The organism is Streptomyces sp. NPDC037410 (assembly GCF_055602235.1).
Genome location: NZ_JBVJWR010000012.1, coordinates 105,837 through 127,207, shown reverse-complemented (window position 1 = coordinate 127,207; position 21,371 = coordinate 105,837). Strand labels below are relative to the sequence as shown.

Below are 21,371 nucleotides of genomic sequence, written 5' to 3'. Positions count from 1 at the left end.
GCTCACCTCGGCTTCGCGTTCGCTTCCCCCCGGGCCGGCCGCCCGGACTGGGCCGCCATGATCTCCGCGTACAACTCGGGCCGGAACTCCCGGAGATGGGCCAGGATGCCGCTCATCTGGGTGCCCACGTTCACGAACCGCGTCCGGGCGCCCTGGAACTCGACCTCGTCCACCTTCCGCGTCCCCCGGTGCAGCCCCACGACCGTCCAGTCGTCGAGGCAGACCGGGGAGCCGGAGGAGCCGCCCCGGGTGTCGGTGAAGTACAGGATGTCGTGCTCGTCCGCCCGGTAGACCAGGTTGTTGCGGAGCGCGACCCGCTTCGGCAGTCCGCCCGGGTGCTGGATGATGTTGACCGGGACGCGCTGCCGCTCGCGGACGAGCAGCGGCCGGGTGGCGATCCGGAGCGTCGGCCGCGGTTCCTGATCGGCCGCGAGCCGTACGATCGCGTAGTCGAGCGCCTCGTCCCAGGCCGCGAGCTCGCCCGCCGTCGCCTCCGGTGCGGTCGCCGCGTTCTCGACGAAGTCGAAGCGGGAGCGTGACATCAGCGCCTGGAGCCGCAGGTCCGCGTCGCTCACGAAAGGCCGGACGCCCGACTCCCACGAACGGGCCATCACCACGTGGTGGTTGGTGATCAGCAGCTCGGGGGCGATCATCCAGCCGGTGCCGCCGTGCGGGTACGCGGGCAGCATCGGCTCACCCGACTCGTACGGCGGGATCCGCAGCAGCGCCACGGAGGCGCCGGCCCGGATGCCGCCGTGCAGGAACTCGTACGGCACGGTGTCGTCCTGGAGGACGATCTCCTCCTTCATCTCCCCGGGCATCATCTCCGCCGGGAGCTCCGCCTCGCCCGTGATCGCCCGGGCCACGGTGTCCAGGGCGCCCTGGAGGACGGCGCGCGGGCCCGGCTGATGAGTCTGCTCGATCGCGTTGTGCAGCCAGATCTCCAGCGGCACCAGACCGTCGAGGAGGCGCTCGACCTGGTTCATCGCGTCCAGGTCGGCGTGCGTCTGCTCCAGGGGGTCGTCGACGGGGTCGAGCCCGGCCGTGAAATAGCCGGGGATGCCCTTGAGCAGCGTCGAGCGCACGTTCCGGTCGGCGAGCCCCGACTCCATGGCGGCGTTGCGCACCCGGACCAGCTCCGGCTGCGGCAGGAACGGCTCCTTCCGGAGCGCGGCCCCGGCGGCGGTCGGCGGCGGCCGGGTCCACAGGCCGGTACCTCCGTGCCGGGGCCGGGGCCACCGGCCGGCCCCTCCCCGGAACGGGTGGCTCCACCGGCCGGGGACTCCCGGGCGATGGTGCGGACCGCCGCGTCCCCGCCGGAAGCGCGAGGGGACACCCGGCTTCGCGCCGGGTCCCTCGGCGGCCACTGCCCGCGGAGGCGGACCGGGCTCCGGCTCCGCGCCGTACCCGTCGGGGACGTCCTCTCCGGGCGGAGGCGGCGGCGCGGGGCCGACGCCGAGCGGCGCCGGGCCGGCGTCCATCGCGGACGCCACGCCGAGCAGCAGGTCCCCGCTGTCGTCCCGGAGCGTGAGCGCCTGCCGGGCGACGCTGTCGAGGGTGCCGCGCCGCCGTGCCTCCCACAGGTCCCGCTCGATGTGCTCCAGGTCCGGGCGGCCCTCACCGGGGGAGCCCTCCGATCCGGCGGCGGACTCCAGGATGCGGGTCAGCGGCCTGCGCAGGTCCGGCTGGTCGGTGAGGGTGGCGTCGAACCAGTGGGTCAGGTCGGTGACCACCGCCTCCTCGTCCGCCGGAAGCCCGACGAGCCGCAGCGTGTGCTCCAGGAGCCTCGGGTCCGCCCGGTACGCCGTGGCCGCCGCCGTGCGGGCCAGCGAGGGCTGCCGGGCCAGGTCCGCGTCCGGCATCCCCCGCAGCGTCCGGGCGAGCCGCTCCTCCGCCGGGGCGGTGTCGACGTCCGCGAGCGCCGCGAGGCGGGACCGGGCGACGAGCACGCCCAGCGACTCGTGGCGAAGCCCGAGGCCGGCGGCGATCTCCTCCGCCTCCTGCAGGTCACGGTCCGCCTCCGCGAACGCGCCCGAGTCCTGGGCGAGCCGGGCCGACAGCTGGAGCAGTTCGAGCTGCGTCTCCGCGCAGCCCGCCTCCTGCGCCCGGTCCACGGCCCGCTGGGCGCCCTCGCGGGCCTCCGCCGTCCGCCCGGAACGGGCGAGCGTCTCGGCGAGCAGCGCGTGCAGCCTGCTGCACGGCGTCCACGGCCGCCGCTCCGAAAGCCGCTGCCCCGCGGCCTCCACGTACCCCTGGGTGAGCAGGTCCTCGACCTCGCGCGCCGCGATCCGCTCCCAGTCCTCCTGGTCGGCCTCGGTCATGATCTGGTCGGGTACGTGGCCGCCGATCCGGCCGAGCAGGAACGCCGCCGAGCGGTGCGACATCTCCCGGTGCGCGGACCCGCCCAGGTAGGGGGCGACGCCCGGCTCCCAACGGGCCTCCACCGTCCGGGGGTTCTCACCGAGCCGGAGCCGGTGGTAGATCTCCTCGGCGCGCTCCCGCGGCCCCTCAAGGGCCGCGTAGTACGCGACGGCCCGCCGGTCCACGGCCCGCATCAGATCGGTCCGCGCACTGTCCGAGAGGCGCAGCATGATGGCCCGCAGATCGGTCCGGTGCCGGATGGCCTCCGGTCCCGCCGACTCCATCAGGTCGGCCCGGGAGGTGAGCAGACCGTACAGCCGCCGGGCCTCCCCGGCACTGTCGACGACGAGCCCCGCCGGCCCGGCGAGGACCTCCCGGATCAGGTCGGGGGTGATGAAGCGGAGGGCCAGGCCCGCCTGCACGAGGGCCCGGACGTCGTCCTCCGCGATGTGGTTGAGCAGTCGGTCGTACAACGTGCCCTGGATCAGCATCTGGTCGACCTGACGGTCGAAGTAGCGGCGCCGGGAGGGCAGTCCACGCAGCAGGTCGCCGAGCGAGGGGGAGTCGGCGCCGATGGCGACCGCCGTCCGGGCCGCGAGCTTGAGGCTCAGCGGATGGCCGCCGATCCGGTCGACGAGGTCCTCGGCGAGCGGCTCGTCGGTCACTCCGGAGGACATCAGCAGGTCCACGGAGGCCTGGTGGTCCAGCTCGGTGAGCTCCATCGTGCGCGGGGTCAGGACCCGGGCCGGATGGTCGATCGGCGCGCGCCCGGAGACGACGAACCGGAGCCGCGAGTAGGCCGCCCGCAGGGCCGTCCAGACGGCCCACATGCGGCCCATGACGGGGGAGCCCCGGTACTGGGCCTCCTCGAAGGAGTCGACGACCACGAGCAGCGGCGGGCGCTGCTCGCCCGGCGCCGGGCGGACGGCCTCGGCGACCAGGGACGCGGCCCGGTGGGCGAGCTCCTGCTCGCGGGCGCTGGCCCGGGCGTGGAAGTCGGAGGAGTAGTCGCGGCCGAGCGTGGCCCGGGTGCCGGCCAGCTGGTAGAGCTCGTCGAGCTCGTTGCGTTCGGTGCGCTGGAGCGCCGCCGTCCGCTCGCACTCGTCGGCGAGTTCCTCGAACGCGGCGCGGTGGGACGGGTGGTGGACGCCGAGCTGCCGGGCCATCTCCGCGATCACGGTGGCGGGTTCGTGGACGGAGAGCGTCGGGCGCGCGAAGTCGATGTAGGCGAAGGGGAATCCGGCGGGTCCGGCGCCGGCGAGCGCGTCGACGAGGAACTTGGCGAGCAGGGTGCTCTTGCCGATGCCGCCGACACCGTGGATCAGGACGGGCGGCTCCGCCGGCTCCTCGGGCAGCGCCAGATACGCGTGCAGGGCGTCGAGTTCGGCGGTGCGGCCGTGGAAGGTCCCGTGGACGAGCCGGCGCATCGGCTGGAGCAGCTGGGCCTTCTCCAGGCGGTGCTGCACCTCGTCGACCCCGGGCAGCCCGGTCACGCCGGGCACCCGGCTCAGCCAGAGCGTGGCCTGGAGGGCGTCGGAGAGCGCCTCGACCTCGTCCCGGCCGGCCTCCGCCGGTGGCAGACCCGCGCCCGTGAGCAGGGCGAGCGCCGTGCGTTCCGGTCCGGGGCCCTCGGGCCGCAGGCCGATGTCGGCCCGCAGGGCGTCGAGGGCGGCCCCGGGGCCCGTGAGGCCCGCCAGGGCCGCGTCGCGGACCTCGGGCTTGAGCGTCCACACGGTCGCCCCGGCCGCGGGGAGGGCCGTGCAGTCGTCGACGAGCTCCAGGACGGCCCGCCCGGTGGCCTGCACCTCACCGGGGAGCCGCAGCCCCGCGGGGTCGAACTCCTGGAGCAGGCAGGCGGCCTCGCGGTAGGAGCGGCGCAGGTCGGGCAGCGCGGCCGCCGGGGCGGCGAGGCTGGTGCGCAGCGCGTCGCGCAGCAGGTGACCGGCCTCGCCGGGCGGCGGTGGCGCCGGCGGCAGCGCCCGGTGGAGCCGTACGACGTCCTCCACGGCCGTGCACAGGCGCCGCATGTAACTGTCGCCGTTCGAGGGGGACTCGACGGCACCGAGCACCTCGGCCACGGCCGTCTCCGTCAGCTCGCCGACGGTCGCCTCCTGTCCGGCGGGGACGGTGTCGGTGAAGAACTCCCGGAAGAACCCGCGGAGATCACCCTCGTCGGCGAGGCGGGTCGTGTCGCGGCACTCGTTCTTGCGGATCTCGTACGGGAGCTGCCGCATCGTCGGCGCGTAGCCGAGCAGGACGAGGCGCGGCACCGTGTCGGCGCGGACCGGGGTGTGCTCGTAGATCGCCCGGGCGAGGACGCCGATGCAGTCCCACACGTCCGAGTGCGGGTCGAGCAGGTCGCAGTCGTCGAGGACCAGCCAGTAGCGCTCCTCGGCGGCGGTCGCCCGGGCGACGATCCGGTGCGCGACGTCCTCGAACGAGGGCAGTGGATCGTTCAACCGTGTGGGGTTCAACGGGAGCCGGTCCTCCTCGGGACCGGCCACGAAGGCCGAGAGCCGCTCCATCAGCCGCGCCGCGGTCGACGTCCGGGAGAGCGTGACCCGGACCGGCCGGAAGTCGCAGTGCTGGCCGAGGTGACGGATCAGCTCGTACGTGTAGGAGCGGCCGCTGTCCGGCGGCCCGTCGACCACGAGGACCGTCTGCTCCGGGTCGGCCAGGAAGTCCCGGAGCTTCTCGCGCAGCTCGCTCCGGTCCAGGAACACCTCCGTGCCGTGCTTCAGGAGCGTGCTGAGGAACGGGTCCCCGGGTGAACGGCGCAGCCGCTCGTCCTCCCGCAGCCGGGTCAGCAGGTTCCGGGCCTCCGCGCCCTGCTCGAAGCCGTGCGGGTCGTTGATGGCGGCCAGCGCGTCGAGACCGGCGAGCACGGAGAGCAGCCGGCGCTGATGGGCGATGTCCCGGCGGGCCGCGGCGACCACGAGCAGGGCGTTCCGGTCGGGGTCCGGGGTGAGCGGCAGGTCCTGGACGAAGTCCGCCGGAAGCCCCGCGCGCAGCAGCCGGTCCCGGGGCTCGGGGGTGTCGAGGAGGTGGTCCCGCACCCAGCTGGCGACGAGCCCCCACTCGGTCTCGGTGAGCGGCATACCGCACCTGCCCGGCGCTCTTCGCGCAGCGCCGGTCGCTCCGGCGCCGGACCTGACGAGATCAGTCGTGACCGGACGTGACCGGTCGAGGCCAGACGAACTGGCTGATCCCCCCTCATCGTTCCACCGGCCGGGAACGGTCGCAATCGCTGCCCCGGGAGCCGCCGGTGTCACGGGTGGAGCACCATGTCCGCGTACGACTCCAGGCGCCGCCAGCGCTCCTCCGGGGCGCGGAACACCGGCATCACGTCCACGTCAGGCAGCGGCCCGAACTCCAGCTCCGTGATCTCCGCGACGTCCGAGACCGGCACCTGGTACGTCCGGAACGGGCCGAGCGGCGGCGGCGCACCGGCCGTCGCCCCCGCCAGGGCCCGCTCCGCGTCCCGGCTCAGGTCGGGGCTCTGGTCGAGGACGTACGCGGCGGCGGCGAGCGCCCCGTCCTGGACGAACGCGGCCACCTTCCAGAACCGCATCGGCACCTGGAGCCCCCGGTAGGGCGGGTCGGAGTCCTGGAGCACCGGGCCCGTCAGGACCGCCAGCTTCCGGTCGTACTCGGCGGCGTGGTCGAGCAGGTAGTTCTCCAGGCCCTGCCAGAGCTCCTTCCCCTGGTTGAAGACATCGGCCTGGGGCGCGGCGTTGGTGAAGTGGAAGGTGTCCGTATTGGCCACGGAGGCCACGGCCGGGGCACCCCAGACCGGATCGAGCCGGCGGACCAGATGACCCCGGTCGAGGCTGTTGTTCCGGTAGATGTCCTCGCCGGCCTGCTGTTCCTCCGGCAGCCGGGGATCGAACTCCCAGCGGTCCTCCCGGGGCACGTCCTCCAGGAGCTGACCCCCCTCGATGCAGACCGCCGTCGACGCCGCGAGCCGCCGGTCGGGCCGGAAGACGACGGTGAAGTGGGTGTACGGCAGGATCACCGTCTCGATCGTGCTCCGGACCGGGAGAGCCAAGGGGACGACGGGGCCGAGGAAGGCCTCGTCGTAGCCGGTCCGGCTGCCGAGGGCGGCACGGCGGGCACCGGGCGAGGCGGGAGGGGGCGGGGGATCGGAAGGGTTCATACGATGTAAGTACCGCGTGGAGAGTGGCGCGCTCGGCGGGGGACCACAGGCCACTCGATCAGCCGCCCCGGCGTCCCGGGGAGACCGGCGTCACCGGCCGGCCCGTCATCCCGAGCCCCGGGCGTCCCCCCGCACCCGCATCCCTCCCTTCCGCACCAGGAGGCACCCCATGGCCACCGGACTCTCCCTGCACGTCGGACTGAACCGGGTCGACCCCGCCCGGTACGAAGGCTGGGACGGCACCCTGAACGCCTGCGAGAACGACGCCCACGACATGGCGCGGCTGGCCAGGACCGCGGGCTTCGAAGCCACCACCCTGATCACCGCGGACGGCACGACCGCCAACGTCACCTCCGTGTTCCACGAGGCCGCCGCCCGGCTGGTCCCGGGCGACGTCCTGCTCCTCACCTACTCGGGCCACGGCGGCCAGGTCCCCGACCTCACGGGCTCCGACGACGAGCCCGACGCGCTCGACGAGACCCTCGTCCTCTACGACCGCCAGTTCCTCGACGACGAGCTGGCGCAGGCCTTCCGCGCCTTCGCCGACGGCGTACGGATCGTCGCCCTCCTCGACTGCTGCCACAGCGGCAGCAGCATCGAACTCCCCGGCGGAGGTCCGGACGAGAGCACGGGCCGCTACATGCCGGAGCCGCGGCAGCGGCAGCTCTACGAGCGCGACCGGTCCTCTCTCGAAGAGCTCCAGCGGACCCTGGCCAAGGACGCCCCCGCCGACGGGAGGAAACACGACGCGCTGCTCGTCTCGGCCTGCCAGGACAACCAGGTCGCCTCCGACGGCGACGTCAACGGCGCCTTCACCGAGGCCCTGCTCCAGGTGTGGGACGGGGGCTCGTTCCGGGGCGACTACCGCACCTTCCACCGGCACATCCAGCTCCGGCTGCCCCCGAGCCAGAGCCCGAACCTCTACCTGACCGGCACCCCGTCCCCGCACTTCCTGGACCAGCAGCCGTTCACCGTCTAGCGATCCGTGGGCCGGGAACGACGAAGGCAAGGAGGGACGACCTCTCCTTGCCACTCTCAACGTATAGCGCACAGGGGGCCTTGCGGCAAGGCCCCCTTCCTGTCGCAGAATCTCCGCTCCAAGCAAGGAACTGTGGAACGGGGCGTACTCCATGTATGACGTGATCGTGGTCGGCGGCGGACCGACCGGCCTGATGCTCGCGAGCGAACTGCGGCTGCACGACGTGCGCGTGGTCGTCCTGGAGAAGCTCGCCGAGCCGACGAAGGAGTCCCGGGGGCAGGGCCTGCACGCGCGCAGCGTCGAGATGATGGACCAGCGGGGCCTCCTGGAGCGGTTCACCGCGGTCAGCGAGCAGTTCTCGGTCGGCGGCCTCTTCGGCGGTGTGATGAAGCCGTGGCCCGAGCGGCTCGACACGGCCCACCCGTACGGCCTCGCCACCCCGCAGCCGGTCACCGAGCGGCTGCTGAACGAGCGCGCCCTCGAACTCGGCACGGAGATCCGGCGCGGCGCCGAAGCGGTCGGCGTCGCCCAGGACGAGGACGGCGTGACCGTCACCCTCGCGGACGGCACCGAGCTGCGCTCGCGCTACCTCGCCGCGTGCGACGGCGGCCGCAGCACGGTCCGCAAGCTGCTCGGCGTCGCCTTCCCCGGCGAGCCCGCCACCGTCGAGACGCTCCTCGGCGACATGGAGGCGACCGCGGACGAGGAGACGATCGCCGCCGCCGTCGCGGAGGTCCAGAAGACCCAGCTGCGCTTCGGCCTCAAGGCCCTCGGGGACGGCACGTACCGCGTCATCGTGCCCGCCGACGGGGTGGCCGAGGACCGTACGGTCGCGCCGACCCTCGACGAGTTCAAGACCCGGCTGCGGGCCTTCGCCGGCACCGACTTCGGCGTCCACTCGCCGCGCTGGCTGTCCCGCTTCGGCGACGCCACCCGGCAGGCCGAGCACTACCGGGTCGGCCGGGTGTTCCTGGCCGGCGACGCGGCCCACGTCCACCCGCCGACCGGCGGCCAGGGCCTCAACCTCGGCATCCAGGACGCGTTCAACCTCGGCTGGAAGCTGGCCGCCGCGGTCGCCGGCTGGGCGCCGGAGGGACTGCTCGACACGTACGAGGCCGAACGGTACCCGGTCGGGGCCCGCGTGGTGGAGAACACCCGCGCGCAGATGACGCTGCTCGGCAGCGACCCCGGGGCGACGGCGCTGCGCAAGCTCCTCTCGGAGCTGATGGACTTCGAGGAGGTCAACCGGTACGTGACCGGCCTGATCACCGCCGTCGACGTCCGCTACGACCTCGGCGGGGGCCACGCACTCCTCGGCCGGCGCCTGCGGGACCTGACGCTGAAGCGGGGACGGCTGTACGAGCTGACGCACGGCGGCCGCGGCCTGCTGCTCGACCAGACGGGCCGGCTCTCGGCGGAGGGCTGGGCGGACCGCGTCGACCACGTCGTCGACGTGAGCGAGGAACTGGACCCGCCCGCCGTGCTGCTGCGGCCGGACGGCCACGTCGTCTGGGTGGGCGAGGACCAGGAGGACCTGGACGGCGTCCTGCGCGCGTGGTTCGGCTCGCCGAGCGCCTGATCAAGGCGGCGCCCCGGGCGCGGGCCTGCCGTGGGCCGGGCCTCGGGTGGGTGCGGGGCTGCTGGTGCTCGCCCCACCGGGCCGGTCGTGCGGGCTGCGGGGCCGGCCGGTGCCGGGGGCGGCGTAAAGGCATCGCCCGGGGACGTCAGGGGCGCAGGGCCGTCGCCAGTTGGGCGCGGGAGCGGACGTCGAGCTTCTGGTAGATGCGGGTCAGGCGCGCCTCCACCGTCTTCACGCTCAGGTACAGCTTCGCCGCCGCCTCCTGGTTGCTCGCGCCCTGGCCCACCAGACGGGCCAGGCGCAGTTCCGCCTCCGTCAGGGAGGAAAGCGCGGGTACCGACTCCTCGACCCCGGCACCGGGGCCCGCACCCTCGCCCGCCGGCGTCTCGCTCGCCAGGGCCAGCCACGGAGCCGCCCCGGCCCGCTCGAACACCGACGCCGCCTCGTGCAGGGCGTTCTGCGCCGCCGAGCGGCGCCGGCGTCGGCGCTCGACCCGGGCCAGGGCGATCAGCGCCCGCCCCCGCTCAAGGGGCAGCCCGGCCCGGCCGAAGCTCTCGGCCGTACGGGTGAGCAGCTCGGCCGCCTCGTCGGTGCGCCCCTCCGCCGCCAGGCACAGGGCGTACGCCCGGTCGCAGCCGAGCAGGACCGTGGACCGGCCCAGGCGCTCCGCCACCGGCCGTACCTCCGCGAGGAGCGCCAGGGCCTCGTCGCCCGCGTCCTGGGCGAGCAGCGCCTCGGCCAGCTCCTCGTGCCAGCGCAGCATCGAGGGGTCCACCGTCGACTGGGCGCGCTCGTCGGCCTGGACGCGCCGCAGGGTCTCCAGGGCGGTGGCGACGTCGCCGGTGATCAGCTGGACCCGCCCGAGCGCGTACCGGCTGCGGGAGAGGAAGACGCGGTCGCCCTCCTCCTCCGAGGCCTGCACACTGCGGCGGGCGTAGCTCGCGGCCCGCGCGAAGCTGCCGCCGGCCGTCTCGGCGAGCGCGAGCGTGTACCAGGCGGGGCCGGGGGAGAGGCCCGCCTCCAGGGTGAGCGCGAGCGACTGCCCCGCGTGCGACAGCGCGGCCGCGCAGGCGCCCCTGCGGGACTCGATCGCGGCCAGCGTGGAGAACAGCTCGATGGTGTCCTCCACCGAGCCGCGCCGCTGGACCAGGGGAAGGAGCGCGTTCAGCTCGTCACGGGCGTCCGTGAGCCGGTCGTCGAACAGGGCGTGACGGATCGTCAGGATCTGGGCGGCGTTGCGGATCCCGAGCGGACGCTCGGCCCGTTCGAGCCCGCGGGCCTGCGCGAGCACGACCTCGGCGTCCGGCGAGCCGAGGGCCCGCTCCATCCTCGCCCGCACGGTCAGCGCCTGCGCCGCGAGCCGGGGATCGCCCATCGAAGAGGCCAGCGCGGCCGATTCGACCGCCGCCGCCCGCGAGCGCTCCGGATCGCCGTCCGCGAGCACGTACTTGACGGCGAGTCGCAGCTGTACGGCGGCCCGCAGGGCGGTGTCCCCCTCGGAGTCCTCCATGGCGTGGACGTACATCTCGTCGAGCCCGGTGAGCCCCTGGCCGGCCGTGTCGAGCACGGCCAGCCGCGCCCTGACCCGGTCGGACGGCACCGCGTCGCGGGCGAGCAGATCGGTGGCGGCCCGCATCGCGAGGTCGGCGCGGGCGGCGCGGGCGGCCTCCTCGGCGGCGTCGACGAGCCGCGTGATCCGCCGCGTCCCGTGCCGCCCGGGCGTCGACTCGGCGGCGAGCAGGGCGAGTTCGGCGGCGAGCGCGCTGTTCCCGCGCCGCCGTGCCAGGTCCGCGGCGGCCGCGACCTCGGCGGCCAGCTCCTCGTCCGGCCGCTCGGTGGCGAGCGCCCGGTGCCGTACGGCCTCGACGGGGTCGTCCACGACCTCCGCGAGCGCCGCGTGCCCGGCGCTCCGCTCGGCCCAGCCGGCGTCGTGCACCAGGGTCGAGGGCAGCAGCCCGGCCGTGAAGGTCACCGAGCCGTCCTCGGACAGCGACACCAGGTCGGCCCGCTCGGCGGCGGCCAGGTCCGCCTCCGCGGTGGGCCGCCCCGCACGGCGTACGAGGGTGGCCGAGGGGCGCAGCGCGAGCGCGGCGAGCAGCAGCGTCTCGCGTACGGCGGGCGGCGCGGCGCCCAGGAGCTGGCGGGCGAGATCGCGTGCCCGGCCGGAGAGCGTCAGCGCCTCGGCGTGGTGCACGGGGGTCCGCGCGTCGGCGAGCGAGCGGCCCACCGCGAGCGCGAGCCGCGGATTGCCGCCGCTGGCCCGGTGGATGCGACCGGCCATCCGCGAGGGCAGCCGGTGGTGGATGAGGAGTTCGGCGATCTCGTCGGCGTGCAGCGGCGGCACGCGCAGCACGTCCGCCTCGGACGGCACCCACAGGTGCGCGGCGTGCGGGTCCTCGGCACGGTGGCCCTCGCGGTACGGCTCGTGGGCCTCCGCGTACGGCTCCGGGGTCTCCACCGCCACCACCCGCAGCGAGGGCGGGGCCAGGTGGAGGGCGAAGCGGAGCAGGTCCGCGCTGTCCGCGTCGATGTGCTGCACCCCGTCGACGACGAGCGTGACCGGGCCGCGGCAGGTCAGGGCGCGCAGGATCCGGGCGATGCCGAGGCGCAGCGCGATCGGGTCCCAGCCGCCGGCGTCGATCGGCGCCTCGCGGCAGAGCATGGCGACGGCCGTGCGCTGGGGGCCCGGCAGCTGGTCGAAGACGCCGGAGGAGAAGATCCCGGAGTCGAGCACGCCCGCCGTGAGGATCCCCGAGGTGAGCGCGCCGGGGGTTCCGGCCCCGTACGGCTCGGTGGTCGGGTCGGCTCCGGCCGCATGACTGTCGGCGGCCTGGGCGGGCGGTTCGGGGCGGCTGGTGCCGAGCCCCGGCCAGGTGACCGTCGCCGCCACCGAGGCCACGAGCGCGGCGGCGGCCGCCCCGGGTATCTCACGGTCGGACGGCAGGGTCGCGAGCCACAGCACGGTCTCGCCGCGCGCCTCGGCGCGGGCCGCCCCGGCGAGCGCGACCTCGGTCTTGCCGACGCCGGCCGGCCCGGTGAGCAGCGCGCGGCCACGGGTGTGGAGGGCGCGTTCCAGCCGGGTGAGGAGCTCGTCCCGGCCCACCGGGGCAGGGCTCTGTGGAGCTGTCGTCACTGTCCACCACCTCCGGCCCCTCGGGGCCCGGCCCATGAACCCCGTGCGCAGAGGATACGGAGCCCACGGGCACAGTCCAGGCCCTGTGTCCGGCATACGGACAGAGGGCCCGGGGCGTGCGCGCTCCCACGGTGCTCCCACAACGCCAGAACGCGCCAGTGGTGTAGACCACGGGCGCGTCGCTGACCAGCAATGATGCTGTTGTGGGGGGTGGTTCAGTGGTGGTGCGGGCGGTGCGTCAGAAGGTGAGGCTCCACGAGTCGATGTAGCCGGTGTCACCCGAGGCCACATCGTGGACCTGGAGCTTCCAGGTGCCGTTGGCGACCTCGGTCGACGCGTCGACCGTGTAGGTGGCCAGGACGTTGTCGGCGCTGTCCGAGGAGGACGAGGCCTTCAGGTTGCGCACCGTGCCATCGGGGGCGACCAGGTCGACGACCAGGTCTCCGCGCCAGGTGTGCTTGATGTCCACGGCGACCTTGAGGGTGGCGGGCGCGTTGCCGGCGAGGCCGGTGACGGCGATCGAGGACGACACGGTGGTGTTGTCGGGGATCGCCACGTCCGTCGCGTTGGTGAAGACGGTGCCGGTCGGCGGGGTGGTGGTGAGGACCGCGTTCACGGACTTCGCCGCGTCGGCGATGCCGGTGCCGCAGCCGCCGGTGCAGGTGCCGGGGAGCGGGCGGGCGTTGGCCTTGATCGTCGACTCGATGTCGGCCGGGGTGAGCGTGCTCTTGGCCGACTTCAGGAGGGCGGCGAGGCCGGCGATGTGCGGCGCGGCCATCGAGGTGCCCTGGTAGGGCTTGTACGTCTCGGTCGACTGGGTCGTCAGGCCCGAGTTCAGCGTCGAGTAGATCGCGTTCTCGGGGGTGGTGACGGTGCCGGGCGTGTCGGTGGCGTTGCGGGTCTCGCCACCGGGGGCGGCCACGTCCACGATCGTGCCGTAGTTGGAGTAGTACGACCGGGCGCCGGCGCGGTTGGTCGACGCCACGGTGATGACGCCGGTGCAGTTCGCCGGGGTGAAGCCGGAGGCGTTGGCGTTGCTGTTGCCCGCGGCGACGACGACGGTGGTGCCGCGCGAGACGGCGCCGTTGATCGCGGTCTGGTAGACGCTCGGGCAGGTGGCGCTCGCGCCGCCCAGGCTCATGTTGATGACCTTGGCCGGGGTCGGGTTGTTCGGGACGCCCGGCACGGTGCCGCCGGAGGCCCAGGTGATGGCGTCGGCGATGTCGGAGGACGAGCCGCCGCACTTGCCGAGCACGCGCACGGGCTGGATCTTCGCGTTGTACGCGATGCCCGCGATGCCCTTGGTGTTGTTCGTGACGGCGGCGATGGTGCCGGCCACGTGGGTGCCGTGCCAGGAGGAGTTGGAGGCCGTGGAGCCGGTGCCGCACTCGCCGTCGGTGGCGTTCCAGTCGCCCTCGTCCTTCGAGTCCGCGTCGCGGCCGTTGCCGTCGCGGGCGTCGGAGGCGGTGGAGATGAAGTCGTAGCCGGGGACGACGTTGGACGCCAGGTCCGAGTGGGCGGCGTAGCCGGTGTCGATGACGGCGACGGTGACGCCGGAGCCGGTCGCCTTGTCCCAGGCGGCAGGAACGTTCATGCCGCCGGTGGGCTCGAAGAGGTCCCACTGCTTGGCGTAGTCGGTGTCGTCCGGGGCGACCGCCATCGCGTAGGCGCGGATGTCGGGCTCGACCGAGGCGACGGCAGGGTCGGCGCGGAACGCGTCCATGACCTCGGTCACGTCCTGCTTGCTCGCCTTGCCGCCCAGGTTCACCAGGGCGCCACCGCCGGCGAGGCGGCGCTCGAAGGAGAGCTTCTCGCCCGTCTGCGCGGCCTTCTCGGCCGTGTCGCTCTTGGCGGCGGTGTTGGAACCGGCCTCGGCGGTCCGGTTCTTGTAGGTGACGATCAGCTTCTCGACGGGGGCCTTGGGAAGGGCCCGCATCGTCTGCGAAGCCGGGACCGGCTTCGGGGTGGCAGCGACCGGGGTTGCGGCGAACGCCCCGGAAGTCATGGCAGCGGCACCGAGGATCGCGGCGCTCGCGACCACGGATATGACTCTCCGCCTGGAACCGTTCAAGGTGTGGCCCTTTCGAGTACGACGTGACTGCGGAGCAGTGGCGGCGGCGCGGGACGCACGGAGCGAAGTGGGGTCGCGTCCGCCGTTCCCTGGGCTTGGGGGGCCCGTGCGCCGCCACCGACGCGACGGCCCGGGTCAAGGCCGTCAGCGGCGGATGGCACCCTCCGCATGCACCTGTCATGGTGCGGTCGGGGGATGATATCTGCCGGTGTGGAGGACAGTAGGGAACGGGGGGGTGAACCCGATACGGGGAAAACCCTTGTCACCTCTCGGGGGGTGGTGGGGGTGCGGGGAGGGGGCGACCTCTCCTGGTCCGAACGGCGGCGGGGGTAGCGGAGTTCGAGGGCGGTGACGTGGTGGGCGCGGGCGCGTGCCTGCGGGGTCGGCCGGTTCGAGGGTGGTGGACGCGGTGGACGCGGGCGCGTGGCGGCGGGGTCGGGCGGGTTTGAGGGTGATGCGGGGGTGGACGCGGGCGCGTGCCGGTGGGGTCAGTCGGGTTCGAGGGTGATGAGGGGGTGGGCGCGGGCGCGTGGCGGCGGCGTCAGCCGAGTTCGAGGGTCGTGACGCCGTAGACGCGGTCCCGGGCCACGGGGCGGACCGGGCCCGTGTACATCCGGGCCGTCTCGAACGTCGGCTCCAGGCCCCGCTCCTGGGCCAGCCGGGCCGCCGCCGGGTTCGCCTCCGGCATGTCGACCGCGATCCGGGCCGCGCCGAACTCGCGCGCCTCGGCCGCGAGCCCGTCGAGCAGGGCGGCCGCGTCCGCCGGGGTGTCCGCGAACAGCGGCCCCACCCGCGCCTCGTCCTCACAGGGACGAACCAGCCCGTATCCGGTCAAGCGGCCGTCGACCACACGGGTCAGCGCCCGATGGCCGGGAGTGGACAGCCAGGTGCCCAGGAACCGCGGCCGGTCGGCGTGGTGGCAGACGCTGTCGTACGCGGCGAGCGCGGCCGGATCGACCCGGTCGGCGGCCACCACGCCCGCCACCGGGCGGTCGGGGGCCGGGACCTCGCCCACGTACCGCGCGGTGCGGTAGGCCGTGGTGAAGCCGGAGCGCCGGTAGTTGTCCTGCTGCGCCGGCACCCCGTCGAGCCCGACGGCCCGGCCGCCGGCGTGGGCGAGGGCCGCCCGCCAGGTGGCCAGTCCGTGGCCGAGGCCGCGGAGTTCGGGACGCACGAGGTAGAAGCCGAGGAAGGCGTAGGAGTCGTCGTAGTTGACGACCGAGATGGCGGTGACCGGCTCCCCGTCGACGCGGCCGAGGAAGAATCCGGCGGGGTCCTGCGCGAAGAAGGCCGGGACGTCGGAGAGCCCGGGATTCCACCCCTCCTCGGCGGCCCAGGCCCGCACGAGCGCCCACTCCCGCGGGGTGGCGGACGAGACGGAGAGCGAACCGGAGGAGACGGAGGTCATGGGGTGTCCTTCGACGGCCGGGCGCCCGAGAGTCCGGCAACCCGGGCAAACTGCGCCGAGCATAACGCCGCGCCACGCCCCCACCGACGGATTCCGGCCGCGCGGCGCCCTGGGGCCGGGCGGCCCTTTCGGCGAGGGCCACGAGGGGCGGGGCCGCTCAGTGCACCAACCGCAACCTGGACGCCGCCACCGTCAGGTGGACCGTCTGGCCCCACGTCAGTTCGAGGGCGTCCGACTCGACCCCGTCGCCGAAGGCGACCAGGCGGTCCGACTCGACGGTGAGGCGCAGGCCCCGGCCCGTGGACAGGAGGCCCTCGACGAGCGTCGTGCCGGTCGTCGGCGACGGCCAGGCCTCGCGGACGAACCAGGCGAGCCGCGCGTCCGCCGGCGCGGGCAGGGCGAGCGTGCTGGAGCGCTGCTCCCACAGGGACCGGAGCCAACCCGTCGCGCCCGTCCCCGTGCCGACCAGGACGCCCGAGGAGGCCTGCGGCTCGGGCGGGAGGTCCGAACCGTCGAGCCCGAGCGTGTAGCGGGCGGTCTGGTGCCCCGGCGGACCGACGTAGATCTCGTTCAGCGCTGGGAGCCGCTGCGCGTCGTCCGTGACGGCCTCGACCATCGTCAGCTCGTCGACGGCCGCACCGGCCCCCGCCGCGTACGGCAGCAGCCGCCGCGCCCGGTCCGGCCGGTGCCGGACGAGGACGCCCGGATTTCGCCCCGGGTCGGCGTCGATGCCGATGACGGGCTGCCCCGTGAGGTATTTCGCCGCGTTGGCGACCAGACCGTCCTGTCCGACCACCACGACGACGTCCTCGGGCCCGAACAGGAACCGGTCCAGGTCGGCGCGCTCCACCCGGGTCTGGCGCCACGTCAGCGGCACCGCGCCCGCCACCTCGGCGAGCGCCGCCCGGGTGCGCTCGTGCCGTTCGCGCACCGCGTCGACGGAGCGCCCGCGCGCGGCGAGGAAGAACGCGGCCTGCCCGTGCGTGCCGTGCCGGGCGAGCAGCTCCTCGTACTCCGTGGTCCGGTGCACGAGCACCGCGCGTGGCGCGAGGCTCACGGCCGCGCCCCGCCCTCGCCGCCGCCGAGCCTGGCGAGCAGACCGGTCAGGACGTCCGGGGAGAGCGTCAGGTGCTCGATGCGCGGCAGGTTCTCCGCCGCCCGGGTCACGGCCAGGGCGTGGAGGGTCGCGGGGTCCGCCTCCGTATGGGCGCGCAGCCACGCGGACTGCGCTCCGGCGCGCGCCTCGCCGACCTCCCGCGCGGCCTCCGCCTCGGCCTGGGCCAGCCGTACCTTCCGTACGGCCTCGGCCTCGGCCCGTACCGCGTCGGCGGCCGCGTTCTCCTCGGCCTCGCGCCGCGCGTTGGTGCCGCGCTGCTCGACGAGCCGCTCCTCCTGCCGGGCGAGCTCGATCTTGCTGGCGAGCTCGTTCTCGGCGATGGCCCGTTCCCGTTCGACGGCGACCGCGCGCCGCTCGTACGTGGCCCGGTCGGCCTCCTGCTGGATCTGCTCACGCGCGGGCGTGCGCAGGGCCCGCTCGACCTCGGGCTCGGGGCGGATCGCGACCACGCGCACGGCGACGACCTCGATGCCGGTGTCCGGAAGGCGCGGCTCGGCGGCGAGTCCGGCCGCGATGCGGTCGCGTACGGCCGTCACGCCGTCGACGAGGGCGGCGGCGAGCGTGGTGCGGGCGAGGACGTGGAGGGCGTGCTGCTGCGCGGTCTCGGTGAGGAGGGTGGCGAGCTGTTCGAGCGGGGTGCCGCGCCATGCGCCCGTGTCGGGGTCGATGGAGAAGTCGAGGCGGGTTGCCGCCGCGCCGGGGTCGCCGATCCGGTACGTGACGGTCGACTGCACGCTGACGTCCTGGAAGTCCGCCGTGCGGGCGTGGAAGGCCATCGCGAGCTCGCGGTCGTTGACCGGCACCTCGGAGAGGGCGGCGGTGAGCGGCCGGAACCAGAAGCTCAGCCCCGCGCCGTCGTGGACGAGCCGTCCGCTGCGCTGGTGGCGGATGTGGGCGGTGGGCGCGGAACGCAGATGGCGCCAGCCGAGCCGCCGGGTGATGTCAGCCATGGAAATGCCCCCTTGTCGTCGCGTTGACGATAGGGGGCCCGAACAGTTTTCGTCAAGGTGACGAATAAAGAGAGCTGCTCGTGATCGATGCGCCCGCTGCCCTCACCCCGCGACCGGCGCCGGCACCGGCTCGCCCTCCGGCGAGCCGAACCCGGTCGCGCGGGGTGCCGACCGCGTCTCCGGAGCGGCGGGCGGCGCCGGTACGGCGGAGAGGAACGGCTCCCCGGCGGGCGTCGCGCTCGGGACGGCGGTCAACGGCTCTCCGGCCCGCACCGCGACCGGAGCGACGGTCAACGGCTCTCCGGCCCGCACCCCACCCGAAGAGGCGGTCGCAGTCACCGTTGCCGCGCCCGGAACGGCGGTCAACAGCTCCCCGGCCGTCGCCGCGCCCGCAACGCCGCTCGCGGTCACCGTCGCCGCGCCCGGAACGGCGCTCGTGGTCACCGTCGCCGGTACCGGCTCCGCCGCCGCCCCGCCCTTCGTCAGCAGCACCACGCCCCGCGCCGCGACCATTGAGGCGCCGGCCGCGACCAGCCAGCCCCACGCGCCCGCGCGGAAGGTCTCGCCCAGCAGGGCGACGCCGATGACCGCGGCGGCGGCCGGGTTGGAGAGGTTGACGACGGCCAGCGGCGCCGCGAGCCCGCCCCGGTAGGCGGCCTGGGACAGCAGCAGTCCACCGCTCGCGAAGCCGGATATCAGCACCGCGAGCAGCGCGGTCTGCCACCAGGTCGGCGCGGCGCCCGGCAGGTCGAGAGAGAGCGCGGCCGTCAGCGTCTGGGTGAGCGCCGAGGCGACGCCCGAGGCGATCCCGGAGGCCGTGGCGTGCCCGAGCCCGCGCCCGGCGGTCCCGTTCCGCTCGCGCCCGTGCAGCCGGCCGGAGGCCAGTACGGCGATCAGGAACGCCGTGGACGCGGCGACGATCAGGGACTCGCGCAGGCTGAGCGCCTCACCGGGGGCCGTGGGCCCGGTCACGGCGACGAGCCCGACGAGTCCGCCCAGGGTCCACAGGGCCCCGCGCCATTCGGTACGGGTCACCCGGCGCCGCGCGCAGTACGCGCCCAGCGGCAGCGCCGCGACGAGCGTCAGCGCGCCGAGCGGCTGGACGAGCGTCAGCGGCCCGTAGTGGAGGGCGGCCACGTGGGCGAGGGCTCCGGCGGCGTTGAGGCCCACCGCCCACCACCACTGCCCGCGCGCGAGCAGGGCGCGCAGCGCGCCGCGCCCGTCGGGGGCGGCGGGGGAGGCGGCGGCGAGCCGGGACTGGGCGACGGCGGCGAGCGCGTACCCGGCGGCGGAGACGAGGGAGAGGAGCACCGCGAGCGCGGTGCCGGCGGCGGGGTTCATCGCAGGGCTCCGACCGGGAGGGGCGCCGCACCGAGCGGGCGGGGTACGGGTGGGGGTGCCGTCCGGTGGCCGGGGGCGCGGACGACGAGCAGCGCGAGGCCGAGGAGGACGGCGGCGGCGAGCGCGTCGAACCAGTAGTGGTTGGCGGTGCCGACGATGACGAGCAGGGTCAGCAGCGGGTGCAGCAGCCAGAGCACCCGCCAGCGGGACCGGGTGGCGGCGATCAGGCCGATCGCGACCATCAGGGCCCAGCCGAAGTGCAGCGACGGCATGGCCGCGAACTGGTTCGCCATCGAGTCGGTCTCCGGGGTCGCCCCGTAGACGGAGGGGCCGTAGACGCGGGCCGTGTCGACGAGTCCGGAGGCGGTGAGCATCCGGGGCGGGGCGAGCGGCATCAGGAGGTGCAGCGCGAGCGCGGCGCCGGTGAGGAGGGCGAGCACCCGGCGCGACCACAGGTAGTGCGTGGGGCGGCGCCAGTACAGCCAGGCGAGGAACGCGAGGGTGGCCGGGAAGTGCACGGCCGCGTAGTACGTGTTCGCCGCCCGGATCAGCGGTTCGCCGTGCAGGAGCAGATGCTGGATCGTTCCCTCGCCCGGCAGGTGGAGCGCCCGCTCCGCGTCCCAGACGCGGTCGGCGTTCCGGAAGGCGCGGGTCTCGTGGCCGTTGGCGAAGAGCCGGCCGAACTTGTAGACGAGGAAGAGCGCGGTGACGAGCGTGAGCTCGCGCAGGAGGGGCGGCCGGTCGGCCGCGGGCGCGGGAACGGGCCCCGGCCCCTGCCGAAGCTCCGACTCCGGCTCCGGCTTCGGCTCGGGCTTCGGTTTTGCCTCCGGCTTCCGCTCGGGCTTCGACTCCGGCTCCGGCTTCGACTCCGGCTCGGGCTTCGACTCCGGCTCCCGCTTCGGCTCCGGCTCCGACTCCGGTTCGGGATCGGAAGCGGCTCCCGCGACGTCCCCGGCCCCGTGGTGCCCGGCGGGGCCGGGGGTAGGAGGCGTCCCCGGTCCTGCAGGACGTGGCACTCGTATCCCGCGTATCCCGACAGCCATCGCGCGGCCCTCTAATCCGTCAAATCGGCAACAAACGGAGTGAGCCTAGATCCGAATTCAGCGAGACGCAAGCGTCTCGATACGTTTGCGTCTCGATTGTGCACCCCCTACTCTCGTATGTGCAGAGACAGAGGTGTCCGGGAGGGATCGATGTCCACACAAGCCGCGACCGCCGCAGCCCGTCGCAGCAAGATCACGCCGGAGCGCGAGACGGAGCTCTACGACGCCGTGCTCTGCCTTCTCCGCGAGGGCGGATACGACTCGGTGACCATGGAGGGCGTCGCCGCCCGCACCAAGTGCGGCAAGGCCACCCTCTACCGGCAGTGGGGCACCAAACCCCAACTCGTGACCGCCGCCCTCGCCCAGCGCCGCTGCGTCGTCTTCGCCGGCATCGACACCGGCAGCCTCGCCGGCGACCTGCGCGAGGCCGCCCGTATCGCCGCCTCCCACCGCGAGAGGGACGCCGAGCTCATGGAGGCCGTCGCCCAGGCCTTCATCCAGCACCCCGACCTGCGCGCCGCCCTCCGCGAGACCGTCATCGCCCCCGAGGTCGCGGCGATCGACGGCGTCCTGGCCAGGGCGGTCGAGCGCGGCGAGATCGACGCCGACAACCCGGCGATCGGATTCGTCGCGCCCTGCTTCATGGGCATGCTCCGCATCGAGCGGCTCTTCGAGGAGCGCTTCGCGGACGCCTCCACCATGCGCACCTTCGTCGACGCCGTCCTCCTCCCGGCACTGCGCGTCGAGGACTGAGAGCCCCGGGCGCGTCGGGGAAGGCGGGCCTGGGTGCGTCGACGGCGGCTGGGCCTGGCGCGTCGGGGGCGGCGGGGTCTCGGTCCGTCCTGCACCCTGGAGCCATGGCCGCCGCAAGCACCCCCGCCGTCCGCGTCCGCCGCGTCTACGAGGACCCGTCACCCGACGACGGCGTACGCGTCCTCGTCGACCGGCTCTGGCCGCGCGGCCTCAAGAAGACGGACGCCCACGTGGACGAGTGGCCCAAGGCGCTCACCCCGTCCACCGAACTCCGCCGCTGGTACCACGGCCCCGAGGGCGAGTACGAGGAGTTCTGCCGCCGTTACGAGGCCGAGCTCGACGCCCCTGAGGCCGCCGCCGCGCTCGACCGTCTCCGGGCCCTCGCCGCCGACCGGCCAGTCACCCTCCTGACGGCCGCGAAGGACCCGTCGGTCAGCCACACGTCCGTCCTGCAACGCGAACTGAACGCGAACTGAACGC

General features: G+C 74.6%; 13 protein-coding genes. 4 read left to right on the top strand and 9 right to left on the bottom strand.

Annotated features, from left to right (window positions below; all coding sequences use genetic code 11):
• Nucleotides 1-2: 2 nt before the first annotated feature.
• Together ACZ7HT_RS21275 and ACZ7HT_RS21270 are read right to left on the bottom strand one after the other, a co-directional pair.
• Nucleotides 3-5,459: a trypsin-like peptidase domain-containing protein gene (locus ACZ7HT_RS21275; protein ID WP_471168005.1), complete on the bottom strand. Its 5,457-nt coding sequence runs from the start codon at nucleotides 5,457-5,459 to the stop codon at nucleotides 3-5.
• 170 nt (nucleotides 5,460-5,629) lie between these two features.
• Nucleotides 5,630-6,517 carry a DNA/RNA non-specific endonuclease gene (locus ACZ7HT_RS21270; protein ID WP_471168003.1) on the bottom strand — a complete coding sequence of 296 codons (888 nt, stop codon included), beginning with the start codon at nucleotides 6,515-6,517 and terminating at the stop codon, nucleotides 5,630-5,632.
• Between the two features lie 169 nt (nucleotides 6,518-6,686).
• On the opposite strand from ACZ7HT_RS21270, the gene ACZ7HT_RS21265 reads away from it, so the two are divergent.
• Together ACZ7HT_RS21265 and rox are read left to right on the top strand one after the other, a co-directional pair.
• Nucleotides 6,687-7,496 (top strand): caspase family protein, encoded by an 810-nt coding sequence (locus tag ACZ7HT_RS21265; RefSeq protein WP_471168000.1) that lies wholly within the window; start codon nucleotides 6,687-6,689, stop codon nucleotides 7,494-7,496.
• A gap of 151 nt (nucleotides 7,497-7,647) precedes the next feature.
• Nucleotides 7,648-9,075, top strand: a complete 1,428-nt coding sequence (gene rox, locus ACZ7HT_RS21260; RefSeq protein ID WP_471167998.1) for a rifampin monooxygenase — start codon at nucleotides 7,648-7,650, stop codon at nucleotides 9,073-9,075.
• 145 nt (nucleotides 9,076-9,220) lie between these two features.
• Here the strand turns inward: rox and ACZ7HT_RS21255 are convergent, their stop codons facing one another.
• The 7 genes from ACZ7HT_RS21255 to ACZ7HT_RS21225 form a co-directional block, all read right to left on the bottom strand.
• The gene (locus tag ACZ7HT_RS21255; RefSeq protein ID WP_471167995.1) at nucleotides 9,221-12,208 is read right to left on the bottom strand and encodes a helix-turn-helix transcriptional regulator; all 2,988 of its coding nucleotides are present in this window, start codon (nucleotides 12,206-12,208) and stop codon (nucleotides 9,221-9,223) included.
• Between the two features lie 238 nt (nucleotides 12,209-12,446).
• Complete coding sequence (locus ACZ7HT_RS21250; protein ID WP_471168301.1) at nucleotides 12,447-14,144, bottom strand: S8 family serine peptidase; 1,698 nt, start codon at nucleotides 14,142-14,144, stop codon at nucleotides 12,447-12,449.
• Between the two features lie 676 nt (nucleotides 14,145-14,820).
• Complete coding sequence (locus tag ACZ7HT_RS21245) at nucleotides 14,821-15,687, bottom strand: GNAT family N-acetyltransferase (RefSeq protein WP_471167992.1); 867 nt, start codon at nucleotides 15,685-15,687, stop codon at nucleotides 14,821-14,823.
• Between the two features lie 157 nt (nucleotides 15,688-15,844).
• The gene (locus ACZ7HT_RS21240) at nucleotides 15,845-16,744 is read right to left on the bottom strand and encodes a hypothetical protein (protein WP_471167989.1); all 900 of its coding nucleotides are present in this window, start codon (nucleotides 16,742-16,744) and stop codon (nucleotides 15,845-15,847) included.
• Nucleotides 16,741-17,754 carry an SPFH domain-containing protein gene (locus tag ACZ7HT_RS21235; RefSeq protein ID WP_471167986.1) on the bottom strand — a complete coding sequence of 338 codons (1,014 nt, stop codon included), beginning with the start codon at nucleotides 17,752-17,754 and terminating at the stop codon, nucleotides 16,741-16,743. Before ACZ7HT_RS21235 ends, ACZ7HT_RS21240 begins: the two co-directional genes overlap by 4 nt.
• Before the next feature lie 102 nt (nucleotides 17,755-17,856).
• Nucleotides 17,857-19,095 carry a DMT family transporter gene (locus ACZ7HT_RS21230; protein WP_471167983.1) on the bottom strand — a complete coding sequence of 413 codons (1,239 nt, stop codon included), beginning with the start codon at nucleotides 19,093-19,095 and terminating at the stop codon, nucleotides 17,857-17,859.
• On the bottom strand, nucleotides 19,092-20,111 hold the full coding sequence (locus tag ACZ7HT_RS21225) for a phosphatase PAP2 family protein (RefSeq protein WP_471167979.1): 1,020 nt from the start codon (nucleotides 20,109-20,111) through the stop codon (nucleotides 19,092-19,094). Before ACZ7HT_RS21225 ends, ACZ7HT_RS21230 begins: the two co-directional genes overlap by 4 nt.
• A 177-nt stretch (nucleotides 20,112-20,288) precedes the next feature.
• Between ACZ7HT_RS21225 and ACZ7HT_RS21220 the strand changes: the two genes are divergently transcribed.
• Both ACZ7HT_RS21220 and ACZ7HT_RS21215 read left to right on the top strand, forming a co-directional pair.
• Nucleotides 20,289-20,891, top strand: coding sequence for a TetR/AcrR family transcriptional regulator (locus ACZ7HT_RS21220; RefSeq protein ID WP_471167976.1), 603 nt, complete (start codon nucleotides 20,289-20,291; stop codon nucleotides 20,889-20,891).
• A gap of 104 nt (nucleotides 20,892-20,995) precedes the next feature.
• Nucleotides 20,996-21,367 (top strand): DUF488 domain-containing protein, encoded by a 372-nt coding sequence (locus ACZ7HT_RS21215; RefSeq protein WP_471167973.1) that lies wholly within the window; start codon nucleotides 20,996-20,998, stop codon nucleotides 21,365-21,367.
• Nucleotides 21,368-21,371 lie beyond the last annotated feature (4 nt).

What these genes read in the sequence shown, in the direction of transcription:
- ACZ7HT_RS21270 (WP_471168003.1), bottom strand. Translation starts at nt 6,517, where the DNA reads ATGAACCCTTCCGATCCCCCGCCCCCTCCCGCCTCGCCCGGTGCCCGC.
- ACZ7HT_RS21275 (WP_471168005.1), bottom strand. Translation starts at nt 5,459, where the DNA reads ATGCCGCTCACCGAGACCGAGTGGGGGCTCGTCGCCAGCTGGGTGCGG.
- ACZ7HT_RS21265 (WP_471168000.1), top strand. Translation starts at nt 6,687, where the DNA reads ATGGCCACCGGACTCTCCCTGCACGTCGGACTGAACCGGGTCGACCCC.
- ACZ7HT_RS21245 (WP_471167992.1), bottom strand. Translation starts at nt 15,687, where the DNA reads ATGACCTCCGTCTCCTCCGGTTCGCTCTCCGTCTCGTCCGCCACCCCG.
- ACZ7HT_RS21215 (WP_471167973.1), top strand. Translation starts at nt 20,996, where the DNA reads ATGGCCGCCGCAAGCACCCCCGCCGTCCGCGTCCGCCGCGTCTACGAG.
- rox (WP_471167998.1), top strand. Translation starts at nt 7,648, where the DNA reads ATGTATGACGTGATCGTGGTCGGCGGCGGACCGACCGGCCTGATGCTC.
- ACZ7HT_RS21250 (WP_471168301.1), bottom strand. Translation starts at nt 14,144, where the DNA reads ATGCGGGCCCTTCCCAAGGCCCCCGTCGAGAAGCTGATCGTCACCTAC.
- ACZ7HT_RS21230 (WP_471167983.1), bottom strand. Translation starts at nt 19,095, where the DNA reads ATGAACCCCGCCGCCGGCACCGCGCTCGCGGTGCTCCTCTCCCTCGTC.
- ACZ7HT_RS21220 (WP_471167976.1), top strand. Translation starts at nt 20,289, where the DNA reads ATGTCCACACAAGCCGCGACCGCCGCAGCCCGTCGCAGCAAGATCACG.
- ACZ7HT_RS21235 (WP_471167986.1), bottom strand. Translation starts at nt 17,754, where the DNA reads ATGGCTGACATCACCCGGCGGCTCGGCTGGCGCCATCTGCGTTCCGCG.